This is a genomic window from Nocardia sp. NPDC049190, assembly GCF_040648115.1.
Classification (GTDB): Bacteria; Actinomycetota; Actinomycetes; order Mycobacteriales; family Mycobacteriaceae; genus Nocardia.
In genome coordinates, this window is sequence record NZ_JBEZDE010000014.1 from 89,633 (window position 1) to 101,897 (window position 12,265).

Annotated in this window: 11 protein-coding genes; 4 read left to right on the top strand and 7 right to left on the bottom strand. The window is 68.1% G+C overall.

Going from position 1 to position 12,265, the window contains the following annotated elements:
- The first annotated feature begins 277 nt into the window (after positions 1-277).
- Both AB0B25_RS15005 and AB0B25_RS15010 read left to right on the top strand, forming a co-directional pair.
- Positions 278-562 carry a hypothetical protein gene (locus tag AB0B25_RS15005; protein WP_357178795.1) on the top strand — a complete coding sequence of 95 codons (285 nt, stop codon included), beginning with the start codon at positions 278-280 and terminating at the stop codon, positions 560-562.
- A 248-nt stretch (positions 563-810) separates the two neighbouring features.
- Complete coding sequence (locus tag AB0B25_RS15010; protein ID WP_357178798.1) at positions 811-2,208, top strand: glutamate decarboxylase; 1,398 nt, start codon at positions 811-813, stop codon at positions 2,206-2,208.
- Positions 2,209-2,331: 123 nt separating this feature from the next.
- Here AB0B25_RS15010 and AB0B25_RS15015 read toward each other — a convergent pair whose 3' ends face one another.
- The 6 genes from AB0B25_RS15015 to AB0B25_RS15040 all read right to left on the bottom strand — a co-directional run bounded on the left by AB0B25_RS15015 (position 2,332) and on the right by AB0B25_RS15040 (position 9,389).
- A complete protein-coding gene (locus tag AB0B25_RS15015) occupies positions 2,332-3,033 on the bottom strand; it encodes a DUF2334 domain-containing protein (protein ID WP_357178800.1) in 702 nt (233 codons plus the stop codon).
- Between the two features lie 104 nt (positions 3,034-3,137).
- On the bottom strand, positions 3,138-5,321 hold the full coding sequence (locus AB0B25_RS15020; protein ID WP_357178803.1) for a S9 family peptidase: 2,184 nt from the start codon (positions 5,319-5,321) through the stop codon (positions 3,138-3,140).
- A gap of 73 nt (positions 5,322-5,394) precedes the next feature.
- The gene (locus tag AB0B25_RS15025; protein ID WP_357178806.1) at positions 5,395-5,841 is read right to left on the bottom strand and encodes an HIT domain-containing protein; all 447 of its coding nucleotides are present in this window, start codon (positions 5,839-5,841) and stop codon (positions 5,395-5,397) included.
- A 106-nt stretch (positions 5,842-5,947) separates the two neighbouring features.
- Complete coding sequence (gene purB, locus AB0B25_RS15030; protein ID WP_357178809.1) at positions 5,948-7,369, bottom strand: adenylosuccinate lyase; 1,422 nt, start codon at positions 7,367-7,369, stop codon at positions 5,948-5,950.
- Between the two features lie 83 nt (positions 7,370-7,452).
- Positions 7,453-8,091: a TetR family transcriptional regulator gene (locus tag AB0B25_RS15035; protein WP_357178812.1), complete on the bottom strand. Its 639-nt coding sequence runs from the start codon at positions 8,089-8,091 to the stop codon at positions 7,453-7,455.
- A gap of 128 nt (positions 8,092-8,219) precedes the next feature.
- Positions 8,220-9,389: a pyridoxal phosphate-dependent aminotransferase gene (locus AB0B25_RS15040; protein ID WP_357178814.1), complete on the bottom strand. Its 1,170-nt coding sequence runs from the start codon at positions 9,387-9,389 to the stop codon at positions 8,220-8,222.
- 53 nt (positions 9,390-9,442) lie between these two features.
- Between AB0B25_RS15040 and AB0B25_RS15045 the strand changes: the two genes are divergently transcribed.
- The gene (locus tag AB0B25_RS15045; protein WP_357178817.1) at positions 9,443-10,414 is read left to right on the top strand and encodes a M23 family metallopeptidase; all 972 of its coding nucleotides are present in this window, start codon (positions 9,443-9,445) and stop codon (positions 10,412-10,414) included.
- A gap of 60 nt (positions 10,415-10,474) precedes the next feature.
- Here AB0B25_RS15045 and purD read toward each other — a convergent pair whose 3' ends face one another.
- Positions 10,475-11,746: a phosphoribosylamine--glycine ligase gene (gene purD, locus AB0B25_RS15050; RefSeq protein ID WP_357178819.1), complete on the bottom strand. Its 1,272-nt coding sequence runs from the start codon at positions 11,744-11,746 to the stop codon at positions 10,475-10,477.
- 137 nt (positions 11,747-11,883) lie between these two features.
- On the opposite strand from purD, the gene AB0B25_RS15055 reads away from it, so the two are divergent.
- Positions 11,884-12,261, top strand: a complete 378-nt coding sequence (locus tag AB0B25_RS15055) for a PH domain-containing protein (protein WP_357178822.1) — start codon at positions 11,884-11,886, stop codon at positions 12,259-12,261.
- Positions 12,262-12,265 lie beyond the last annotated feature (4 nt).

Consider the following 12,265-nt stretch of genomic DNA (forward strand, 5'->3'; position numbering starts at 1 on the left):
TGAACTTCGGCACAGGCGCGCTCGAGTCCTCGCGTCGTCCGTACGATCCGTTGTCGATCGGGCCTCGGGCGGCCGGAATCGGACGGCCCGACCTGCCAACACAGCAAGCTCGGCCGCGACGCGCGCGTACTGTGTCAAGCTGATCTCACCAAGTGTCGGCAATCAGCTGGCATTCTCGAAAATCGATCGACGCACGGCAAGCACTGCCGGAACCGGATCCCCCGATTCCAGCGCCCGCACAGGCATACCAGACGAGCCGAATCGGGAGGCCGTACCCATGCCCGACACCGAAGGACCCGACGCGCTACCCGGGCTGGGCCCGGGCCATGGCAGTTTCCCGGTGAGCAGCACCGGCACCGACACAGTCGTCCTGTTGTTCCGAGTCCCGTCCGAGACTCGCGCCGTGTTCGATCACGAGATGGATTTGGCCCTCGACAGCATGGAACCGCTGCTCTCCTGGCTGGAACGCAATGGAGGACAGTGGCAGCTGGCGGGATGGAATCCCGCAGCGTCCGAGAGCACAGACGCATTCGTCGACAACGGGCGCGATCGACGGCCGTAACAGATATCGCACCGATCGATCGGTTGGCCGAGCCGACGGTTCAAGTGATCGTGCCAGACGGTTCGGCCTGCGAATACATGAACCAGGCCGCGACGCGACCGCGCTGTGTCAAGCTGATCTCACCAGGTGTCGGCAACCAACCGGCATCCGCGAAAGTCGATCAATGCACGGCAAACCCTGCCGGAACCGACCCCGATTCCGGCGCCCGCACAGGCACACCAGACGAGCCGAATCGGGAGGCCGTACCCATGCCCGACACCGAAGGACCCGACGACCTGTTCGCGCTCCCGGGGCTGAGCCGGACCGCACCGAAGCGCGGATTTCCGGAGCACGAACTGGTCCCGCAGGTCGCTTATGAGATCGTGCACGACGAGTTGATGCTCGACGGCGTCTCCAGGACGAACCTGGCCACCTTCTGCACCACCTGGGTGGATGACCAGGCTCGCCGGCTGATGGCCGAGTCCTTGGACAAGAACATCGTCGACAAGGACGAGTACCCGCAGACCGCCGAACTGGAGCGCCGAGCCGTCCGGATGGTGGCCGACCTGTGGCGGGCACCGGATCCGGCCACGACGCACGGCACCTCGACCACCGGGTCCAGTGAGGCGGCCATGTTGGGCGGGCTCGCCGCCAAATTCCGATGGCGAAAGCGCGGCGGCACCGGGACGCCGAACTTCGTCTGTGGGCCGGTTCAGGTCTGCTGGGAGAAATTCGCGCGGTACTTCGACATCGAGATTCGACAGATCCCGCTGCGGGGCGACCGCCTGACCATGCATCCCGACGACATCGCCGCCCACTGTGACGACAACACCATCATGGTCGTGCCGACCTTCGGCCAAACCTTCACCGGACTGTTCGAAGACGTCGCCGCGATCAGCGCGGCGCTGGACAAGCTGCAAGAGACCACTGGCCTGGACATCCCGATCCACGTCGACGCGGCCAGCGGCGGCTTTCTCGCCCCGTTCACCGCGCCGGACCTGATCTGGGACTTCCGCCTGGCCAGGGTCAAGTCGATCAACGCCTCCGGCCACAAGACCGGGCTCGCGCCGCTCGGCTCGGGCTGGGCGATCTGGCGGGAGGCGCGTGACCTGCCCGAGGAGCTGATCTTCAACGTCGACTATCTCGGCGGCAGCATGGCCACCTTCAACCTCAATTTCTCCCGGCCGGGCGGGCAGGCGATCACGCAGTACTACGAATTCATCCGGCTCGGCCGGACCGGCTACGCCAGGGTGCAGTCCGCGACCTACCGGGTGGCACAGCACCTGGCCGCCGGCTTGCGTGGGCTCGGGGTCTTCGAGATGATCCACGATGGCGACCCGCAGCGTGGCATCGCCGCGGTGTCCTGGCGGCTGAGCGAGGATCCCGGATTCAATCTCTACGACCTGTCCGATCGGCTGCGCACCAGGGGCTGGCTGATCGCCGCGTATCCGCTGCCCGCCGACCGGGGCGACGAGACGATCATGCGCGCGGTGCTGCGGCACGGCTTCAGCGTCGACATGGCCGATCTGCTGCTCGCCGACCTGGTTCGCTGCATGGACCAGTTGCGGCGACGCCCGTTCTCGACGTCGCTCACTCGCGAGGAGGCCGGCGGCTTCACCCACGACGCCACGGCCGCTGTACCGACCACGTCGACCTCGCCGCGCTGACCCACGATCGCGCGTCGCCGCCCGATTACGCCGTTTCGGGCGGCGACGCCGATCGGCGGCCTACGGCGTGCCGATCCGCCACAGGCGGCTCCCGTGCACGTCACATCGGCGGCAATGGGTTGTTCAAGCCACGCGCAGCGCCGCGAACGGTTCCCAACGGTAGGTCTGGCCGGACGCGCCGTGGAACAGCGCGAGATCGACCGCGTCGAGTATGGCTTGGCGCGGGCCGGAACGGGCCAACTGCGCGGCGGAAACAGCCAGGCGCAGCACACCGCCACGGCGTGCGGCGCGGGCTGCGCCCAGTACCAGCGCGCGACACCACCACGGCTCGGCGCGAAAGCCCTCCCCGATGCCGTACACCCAGGATTTCTGCGCCGTATTGCGCTCCAGATCGAGGATCCAACTGCGGCCGAGCGCGAGCCGGAAACCGGCGTCCGGCAGCGCGTCCAACGCGCCGGTCGAGGCATCCCAGCGCGGGGCCGCGAACAGGCGGGTCCGCAAATCTACCTGCTCGAGCACCCGATCGGCCGCGGTCAGCCGCAACCGCGCCTCGTGCTCGGGCAGGGTGGCGAACTCGGCTCGACGCCGCTTGGTGGCCGCCTGGTCGTAACCGTGCAGCACGATCGCGTCGCCGCGGGCCCGGCGCCCGCGCAGCCACGCCTGGGTCGCCGGGTCGTCGACCAACCGGTATTTGCCCTTCAATCGCGGCGCGACCAGCAGCGAGAGCGGCACGCCGCGCCGATCCATCTCCTCGGCGAATCCCATCGCTGTGTCCCGGGTGGTATCCCTGATCCCGGACACCGACACGATCAGCTCAGCGTTCATGAAACAACGGTGCCGGCCGCACATGTCCGCCACGTGCAGCCCGCATGACCACGCGACGAACTCTGCTGTACACCTCGGCCGCCGGCCACCACCGGTTCCCGTGCTTACGCGTCGGCGCGACCCACCCTGTCGAGCACCCAGGCGTACTCGAACGCCACTTCTTTCCACTTCTCGTAGCGTCCGCTGACCCCACCGTGGCCCGCGCTCATCTCGGTCTTGAGCAGTAGCGGCGAGTCGCCGGTCTTGGTGGCGCGTAGTTTGGCGATCCATTTCGCGGGCTCGACGTAGAGCACGCGGGTGTCGTTCAGGCTGGTGATGGCCAAGATCGCCGGGTAGTCCTTGGCCTCGATGTTCTCGTAGGGGGCGTAGGACTTCATGTATTCGTAGACATCCTTGTCCGCCAGTGGGTTTCCCCACTCGTCCCATTCGATGACGGTGAGCGGAAGCGACGGGTCCAGGATCGAGGTGAGCGGATCGACGAACGGGACGTTGGCCAAGATGCCCGCGAACAGTTCGGGCGCCAGGTTCGCCACCGCGCCCATGAGCAGACCGCCCGCGCTACCTCCGTCGGCAACCATCCGGTCCGCGGCGGTGATGCCGGATTCGATGAGATGCCGGGCGCAGGAGACGAAGTCGGTAAAGGTGTTCTTCTTGGTGAGCGTCTTGCCGTTCTCGTACCAGAGCCTGCCCATCTCGCCGCCGCCGCGCACATGTGCGACGGCGAAGACCACGCCGCGGTCCAGCAGTGACAGCCGCGAGACCGAGAACGAAGGGTCCATGCTCGCCTCGTAGGAGCCGTAACCGTAGAGCAGCAACGGCACCGCGCCGAGCGCGGCAGTCGCCGCGTTCTTCCTGCGCACCAGCGAGATCGGGATCCGGGTGCCGTCCTCGGCGATCGCCCACTCTCGATGCTGTTCATAGTCGTTCGCGTCGAAGCCGCCGAGCACCGGTTGCTCCTTGCGCAACAGCAGCTCACCGGTGGCCGGGACGTAGTCGAATACCCGCATCGGCGTGATGAACGAGGTCAGGCCGATCCGCAGGGTCGGCTGCTCCCACTCCGGATTGGCGCCGGTGCCGACCGCGAAGAGCTCCAGGCCGAATTCGAGTTCCCGGCGCTCGCCGTAACCGGATTCGGTCAGCGGCCACACCGCGATCCGGGTGAGCGCCTCGCGCCGGTAACTGAGCACCAGGTGGTCGCGGAACGGGTCGACATCCTCGAGTCGCACATCGTCGCGGTGCCCGATCAGCAACGTCATGGCCGACGGGTCGTCGACCGGCGCTTCGGCGAGCACGAAGTTCTCCGCCTTTACCCCGTCCACGACGTCGTTGTGCAGAATGAGGAATCTGTTTTCGCCGCCGATCACCGCATGTTCGGCGGAGTACTCGACGCCTTCGCGGCGCGGCAACAGCACCCGGAATTCGCCCTCGGGGTTGTCGGATTCGAGTACCCATCCCTCGGTAGTGATCTTCGAGCCGACCCAGATCACCAAGTATTTCTCCGAGCGGGTCGCACCGATGCTCACCCAGTACCGCTCATCGGGCTCGTGGAATACCTTGACGTCGGGATCCGTAGCGCCGAGCCGGTGCCGCCACACCGTGTCGGGCCGCCACGACTCGTCGACCGTCTGGTAGAAGACGTGTGTACCGTCCAGCGACCAGGTAGCGCCCGGCGCGGTTCCGGCGATCTCGTCGCCGAGCAACTCTCCGGTGCGCAGGTCCTTGAACCGCAGCACATAGCGCTCGTCGCCGGCGATGTCCACCGAGTAGGCGAGCAGGTTGCCGTCGTGGCTGACGGAGAAGGCGCCGAGCGCGAAGAAGTCGTGGCCCTCGGCCAGTTCATTGCTGTCGAGCAGCACCTGTTCGCCGGGAACCTCCGTCCCGACTTCCAGCTGCGGTGGCGTCCAGGCGTCGATCCCGGTGGCGGCGGTGGCGATCGGGCACCGGCAGTGCACGCCGTACTGTTTGCCCTCGAAGCTGCGCGAGTAGTACCAGTACTCGCCCATGCGGGTCGGCACCGACAGGTCGGTCTCCTGGGTGCGTGCCCTGATCTCGTCGAAGATCGTGTCGCGCAGCCCGCCCAGGTGCTCGGTCTGCGCTTCGGTGTAGGCGTTCTCGGCCTCTAGGTAGGCGACGACCTCGGAATTCTCCTTGTCCCGCAGCCATTCGTACTCGTCGATGAACACATCACCGTGATGCACACGCTCGGTGGGCACCGTCTTGGCGATCGGCGCCGCCAGGACGGGAGTTCCGCTGCCGGGTTCGGAGATCGTTCCACTGTCGAGAGCCATGGCCTACACCCTACTGTTCGGGCGCCTCGCCGCCCGGATGATGCCGTCCAGCCCGGTGCTGGTCCGGCGCGGATCATGCGTGGTGTGGTCGATCCGGTCGCGCCGTGAGCGCGCCGCGAATCGAGCCCGCGAGATAGTCCAGATCGGCGCGCCGCGGGCTGGTCGGACGACCGCGCAGCCCGAACCCGTCGCCGGGTGTACGCGGGATGACGTGCAGGTGTACATGGAACACCTCCTGCCCCGCCGTCACCCCGTCGGCGAGAAAGAAGTTGACGCCATCGCAGCCCACCACACTGGCCCGCAGTGCCGCGGCCAGTCGCTGCCCCACCTGGAACAGCTTCCCCCCGACGACCGAATCCAGCTCCGCGAGACTGCGTGCCGCCACCTTCGGCACCACCAGCAGGTGGCCCGGCGTCATCGGCCGAATATCCATGAACGCCACCACGTCGTCGTCCTCGTACACCCGGCTCGCAGGCGCCCGCCCGGCAACGATATCGGCGAAAATCGTGTACGGATTCACGACCCGCAGCCTAGGCGGCTCACCAGCTGTCCACGAAGGTGTGCCCGCGCACCGCCGAGGTGGGCCGGTACTCCGAGAACCGACTCACGGCGAAGTCGCGGTCCCGCTACAGGATCGGCGATGGCGTGTAGCGGGCTGCGTCCGGGTGCAGATCGACCAGTTTCTGCACCTGACCGATCACGTCGGCGACCTGGGCTTCGGCAGCGCCGATGAAGGCGGACCTGTCCGACAGCGCGGCGTCCAGGGCGGCGCGGTCGAGCGGGAGGCGATCGTCGGCGGCGAGGCGGTCCAGCAGGTCGGGTTCCCGGCCCTGTTCCCGCATCGCGAGTGCGACAGCGACGGCGTGCTCCTTGATGACCTCGTGCGCGGCTTCGCGGCCGACACCGACGCGGACCGCCGCCATCAGGATGCGAGTGGTGGCGAGGAAGGGCAGGTAGCGATCCAGTTCGCGGGAGATGACGGCCGGATAGGCGCCGAACTCCGCGAGCACGGTGAGGAAGGTTTCCATCATGCCGTCGATGGCGAAGAAAGCGTCCGGCAGCGCGACACGGCGCACCACGGAGCAGAACACGTCGCCCTCGTTCCACTGCGCCCCCGCCAGTTCGGCCGTCATCGAGGCATACCCGCGCAGAACCACCTGCAGGCCGTTGACGCGTTCACAGGACCGGGTGTTCATTTTGTGCGGCATCGCCGAACTGCCGACCTGACCCGGCTGGAAGCCCTCGGTGACCAGCTCGTGGCCCGCCATCAGCCGGATGGTGTGCGCGAATGACGAAGGACCGGCGCCGACCTGCACCAGTGCCGAGAGTACGTCGTGGTCGAGCGAGCGCGGGTACACCTGGCCGACGCTGGTGAGCACGGTGGCGAACCCGAGATGCCGGGCCACCTGCTGTTCCAGCCGCACCAACTTGGCCGAGTCGCCGCCGAGCAGGTCCAGCATGTCCTGGGCGGTCCCCATCGGGCCCTTGATGCCGCGCAGCGGGTAGCGGTCGATCAGTTCACGCAGCCGGGCCAGCGCGATCAGCAGTTCGTCGGCGGCGGAGGCGAACCGCTTGCCCAGCGTGGTGGCCTGCGCGGCGACGTTGTGCGAACGGCCCGCCATCACCGACGTCTGGTACTCGGCGGCGCGTTCGGCCAGGCGCGCGGCGATCGCGACACCGTGCTCGTAGACGTGTACGAGCGAAAGACGGATCTGCAGTTGCTCCACGTTCTCGGTGAGATCGCGGCTGGTCATCCCCTTGTGCACATGCTCATGGCCGGCCAGGGCGTTGAATTCCTCGATGCGGGCCTTCACGTCGTGCCTGGTGACCCGCTCGCGTTCGGCGATCGAGGCGATGTCGACCTGTTCGAGCACCCGCTCGTAATCCGCGATGACGCCCGCGGGCACCTCGATGCCCAGTTCCGACTGTGCTCGCAAAACCTCCAGCCACAGCCGCCGCTCGAGCACGATCTTGTGTTCCGGTGACCACAGGTGCACCAGCTCCGGGCTGGCGTACCGGGTGGCAAGGACATTGGGGACGAGACTCACGACTGCGCCTCGCTGACACTCGGCTCCGTCGCGCCCTCGGGCGCTGGGTTGATGGTTCGCTCGCTTCGCCGCCTCACGGCCGGTCAGTCTAGTGCCCGGAACCGATCCGCTTGCTGCGGCGTCGCCGGGGCGACGATGTCGATCACTTCGAGCAGCGCGCCGCGGGCCATCCGCCGCGGTTCGGGGTCGGTTTCGGTGAGTGTCGCGACCACGGCCCCGTCCACCACCGCGACCAGCCTGCGTAACTGTTCCGGGCGCACCATTCGGTCGGACCGGCGCAACACGTCGGCCAGCAGTTCGTCCAGTTGCGCGCGTAGGCGTAGCTGGACCTCGCGTAGCTCGGGGTGCCGCGCCGAAGCCACCGAACGCTCGTAGCGGGCGATCAGCTGCCCGCGCGCGCCCTCGTCGGGACCGTCGGTCCCCACCAGCAGATCCAGCACCAGGTCGACCGTGGCCTCGGCGCCGCGGCGGCGGTGACTCACCTCGCCGACCCTGCGTCGCATCGCGTCCAGCTCCGCGTTACCGCTGAATTCGACCGCCCGCGCGATCAAATCGTCGAGCGATTCGAAGTAGTAGGTGGTTGACGCCAACGGCAGATCCGCCCGCGTCGCCACCGAACGATGCCGCACCGCATCGAATCCACCTTCGAGCAGTAACTCGGCGGCTGCGGCTACCAGAGCCTGGCGACGCCGTTCACCTTTCGGGGTCGTCGCGGTGATCACCGTGCCATCGTGCCAGTCATCATCAGTTCTTCCAGGGGAAATCAGCGAGGAAAAGCAACCACCGTTGTTTTACCGCATCCGCGCGGCCACGGTGCCGAACTGCGGAAAGTTGTTGCCCGATAGGAGGATCAATTACCGAGATAGTGCCCTAGACGCAGCAGCGCCGCCTCGATGTCCGCCGTGGCGCCGGCGAAGGAGAAGCGCACCGTGCGGTGTCCGTGCACGGTATCGAAGTCGATGCCGGGCGCGAGCGCGACGCCGGTGTGGGCGAGCACATCCGCGCACCACTCGCGGGAATCATCGGTGAGATGGCCGATGTCGGCGTAGGCGTAGAAGGCGCCGTCGGCCGGAGCCAGATCGGTGATCCCGAGCTTCGGCAGCCCGTCCAGCAGCAACTGTCGATTCACCGCGTAGCGCCGGACGTGCCCGTCGAGTTCTTCCTTCGCCTCGGCGCCGAACGCGTGCAGCGCCGCGTACTGCGAGATGGCCGGCGGACAGACGGTCAGATTCGACGCCAACCGCTGCAACGCTGGTCGCAGTCCGCTCGGCACCAGCATCCAGCCCAGCCGCCAGCCCGTCATCGAGAAGTACTTGGAGACCGAACCGATCACCACCGATTCGCGGGAGGTCTCCCACGCCGAGGAAGTTCTGTCGTCCGCGCCCACGCTGCCGTAGGTGATGCCGTGGTAGATCTCATCGGAGATCAAGAGGGTGCCGTGGTCATCACACCAGCGGGCCAGCGCGGCCAACTCGGCCGGCGCGATCATCGTGCCGGTCGGGTTGGCGGGGCTGGCCACCACGAGCCCGGCGGGCGGTTGCGGCAGGGCGTCGAGCATGGCGACGGTCGGCTGGAATCTGGTCTCGGCACCGCAGTCCAGTTCGAGCACACGGCAACCGAGGGCGGTGAGGGTGTTGCGGTAGGCCGGATAGCCGGGGCGGGCGACCACGACGGTATCGCCGGGGTCGAACGCGGCGAGGAAGATCAGTGAGAACGCGCCGGAGGAGCCGGTCGTCATCACGACGTCGTCCGGGTCGACCGGGTAGCCGTAAGTCTCGCGGTGATGCTCGGCGATCGCTTCGCGCAGCGGCAGGATGCCGAAAGTTTCGGTATAACCGAACAACTCGGATTCGATCGCGAGTTTCGTCGCACGCAGCACCGGTGCCGGTGCCGGCGTCGACGGCTGCCCGGCCGCGAGAACGAGCACATCGCCGTGCGTTCTGGCCCGTTGCGCGGCGGCTTTCCAGACATCCATCACGTAGAAAGGTGGAATGGTCGACCGGCGAGATTCTCTGGACACTCGACAGACGGTAGAGCACCCGGTCCGCGGCGGTCGGGGTTATGGTCGGCGTAATGCTTGAGAAAGCTCGACGACACGGGCTGGACCGAGTGCGCGGAGTGGGCGGCATCGGCGCCGTCGCACGCCGGTGGCGGGGGCGAAAACGCACCGGGTACCGGCTGGTCGGGACCGGTGGGAAAGCCGAGCCAAAGGCGCTCTGGGCGCAACTGGTCCAGCGGTGGGAACGCAGGCCCGACCTGCGTGCGGTCTGGCAGCGACGGCCCACCGGCGCCGCGCTGCGCGAGCTGCTGCGCGAGCACAAGGTGCTGCTGGCCGGGTTCGCGGCGGCCGCGGTGTTCGCCGCGAGCGACACGTCGTTCGCCGGGATGGTCACCGATCGCACCCCTGCGCCGGGCCGCGCCCAGCGGGTCGCCGTCGCCTATCCCCCGCAGATACAGAACAGTCCGCCGTCGGTGCACCGGCTGCTGAATGCGATCGCGCATGGCGAGCACCTGCGCGAGCAGGCGGTCGTCGCCGCCGCCACGCGAGCGACGTTGGAACGCGCCAAGGCCGAGGCGGCCGCCGCGGTCGCCGGCGAGCGCCAACCGTGGATGACCGGAAGCGCACCGGTGCGGCCGGGGACCCGCCCACCCGGTATCGGGGGCTTCGTTCTGCCCACCAAAGGCCTCTTCACCTCCGGTTTCGGCTCTCGGTGGGGCACGTTCCACAACGGCATCGATATCGCCGGCCCGATCGGCACCCCGATCTACGCGGTCGCCGACGGGACGGTCATCGACGCGGGCCCCGCGGAGGGCTTCGGCCTGTGGGTACGAATCCGGCACGACGACGGCAGCATCACCGTGTACGGCCACATGTACGACTTCTTCGTCTCGGTCGGCGAACGGGTGCCAGCGGGCCTGCAGATCGCCCGGATGGGCAACCGTGGCGATTCGACCGGCCCGCACCTGCATTTCGAGGTGATCGAGGGCGGGCAGCACGTCGATCCACAGCAGTGGCTGGCGCTGCGTGGGCTGAGCGTCAGCTGAGCGCCGCGTTCGATACCGTCCAGCCGCCGGCGCCCGTGCCGCTACCGACCCGCGTCGATCTCAGACGGTGATGCGGTTCTCGACGGCGGCCAGGCCGATGTCGGTGCGGTAGTGGCTGCCGGGCAGCTTGATCGCGGCGATGCGGTCGTAGGCATGCGTGCGGGCCTCGCCGAGATCGGCGCCGACACCGACGACGTTGAGCACCCGACCGCCCGCCGAGACCAGCGCACCATCGTCGCGCAGCGCGGTTCCCGCGTGCAGGACGGCGGCGTCGCCGGCGAGCGCGCCCTCCACCGCACCGCCGATGGCGTCGCCGAGCCGCGGGCGGCCCGGATAATTCTCCGCGGCGAGCACCACGGTGATCGCCGAGCCGTCGCGCCAGCGCGGCGGAGCCAGCTGTGCGAGCGTACCGGTGGCCGTGGCGTTCAACAGTTCGCCGAGCGGGCTGTCCAGCAGCGCGAGCACCGCCTGGGTCTCGGGATCGCCGAAGCGGCAATTGAATTCGACGACCGCGGGACCCGCCGCGCCGATCGCGAGACCCGCGTAGAGCAGGCCGGAGAATCCGCTGCCGCGCCGCACGAGTTCGGCGGCAACGGGTTTCACCACGTCGTCGACGATCGCGGTGACCGTCTCCGGGGGCAGCCAGGGCAGCGGGGTGTAGGCGCCCATACCGCCGGTGTTCGGTCCGGTGTCGCCGTCGCCGACGCGCTTGTGGTCCTGTGCGGGCAGCAGCGGGACGACCGTCTCGCCGTCGACCAGACAGAACAGCGACACCTCCGGTCCGTCCAGGAACGATTCGAGCAGGACCGGATGGCCCTGCTCGAGCAGTTCGGCGCCGTGGTCGCGCGCGGCCGAGCGGTCCGCGGTCACCACGACACCTTTGCCTGCGGCCAAGCCGTCGTCCTTCACCACCCAGGTCGGGCCGAATCGATCGAGTGCGGCATCGAGCTCGGCCGGGTTGTCCACAACCTCACTGTGCGCGGTGCGCACACCCGCCGCGGCCATCACGTCCTTCGCGAACGCCTTCGAACCCTCGATCCTGGCGGCCGCGGCCGACGGACCGAAACATGTGACGCCCGCGTCGCGCACCGCGTCGGCGACGCCGAGCACCAGCGGAACCTCCGGTCCGATCACCACGAGGTCGGCCGCCACCTCGGTGGCCACACCGACCACCGACTCGGCGGAGCACGGGTCGACCGCGCGGATCTGCGCGTGCTGAGCGATGCCTGCGTTACCGGGGGCGGCGAAGAGCGCACTCACCGCAGGGTCCCGGCGCAGCGCCAAGACGAGGGCATGTTCACGGGCTCCGGAACCGATGACGAGTACGCGCACGGCAGACAGCCTAAACGAGCCGGTTGTCGTGGTTACCCGCTACCGGCCCTGGCCCAGGGGATGATGGGTGGGACAACGGATGTGGGCGCGCACCGCTCGCACCGATCACACCGGAGCACCCGAAGGATGTGCTGACGATGGGTCTGATCGACGGACTGATGGGCAATGCCGGACGGATCGATCCGGGCCAGGCGCAACAGGAGTACACCAGACTCCTCGGTGACGGTGAACAGATCTACGCCGCGTATCTGCTGGTTCGCGACGCCATGCTGTTCACCAACCGCCGCCTGATCCTGATCGACAAGCAGGGCGTCACCGGTCGCAAGGTGAGCTACCACAGCATCCCCTACCGCGCGATCACCCACTTCTCGGTGGAGACCGCCGGCACCTTCGATCTGGACGCGGAACTGGCCATCTGGGTCTCGGGGACCGACGAGCCGCTGCAGAAAAGGTTCAACCGGCAGGTGGACATCTACGAGGTGCAGGGCATCCTGTCGCACTTCGTGGCGGTGTAGCGCG

Excerpts from the sequence above, each read along its gene's own strand:
- AB0B25_RS15020 (WP_357178803.1), bottom strand. The coding sequence starts at position 5,321 with ATGGCTCTCGACAGTGGAACGATCTCCGAACCCGGCAGCGGAACTCCC.
- AB0B25_RS15055 (WP_357178822.1), top strand. The coding sequence starts at position 11,884 with ATGGGTCTGATCGACGGACTGATGGGCAATGCCGGACGGATCGATCCG.
- AB0B25_RS15045 (WP_357178817.1), top strand. The coding sequence starts at position 9,443 with ATGCTTGAGAAAGCTCGACGACACGGGCTGGACCGAGTGCGCGGAGTG.
- AB0B25_RS15010 (WP_357178798.1), top strand. The coding sequence starts at position 811 with ATGCCCGACACCGAAGGACCCGACGACCTGTTCGCGCTCCCGGGGCTG.
- AB0B25_RS15005 (WP_357178795.1), top strand. The coding sequence starts at position 278 with ATGCCCGACACCGAAGGACCCGACGCGCTACCCGGGCTGGGCCCGGGC.
- AB0B25_RS15015 (WP_357178800.1), bottom strand. The coding sequence starts at position 3,033 with ATGAACGCTGAGCTGATCGTGTCGGTGTCCGGGATCAGGGATACCACC.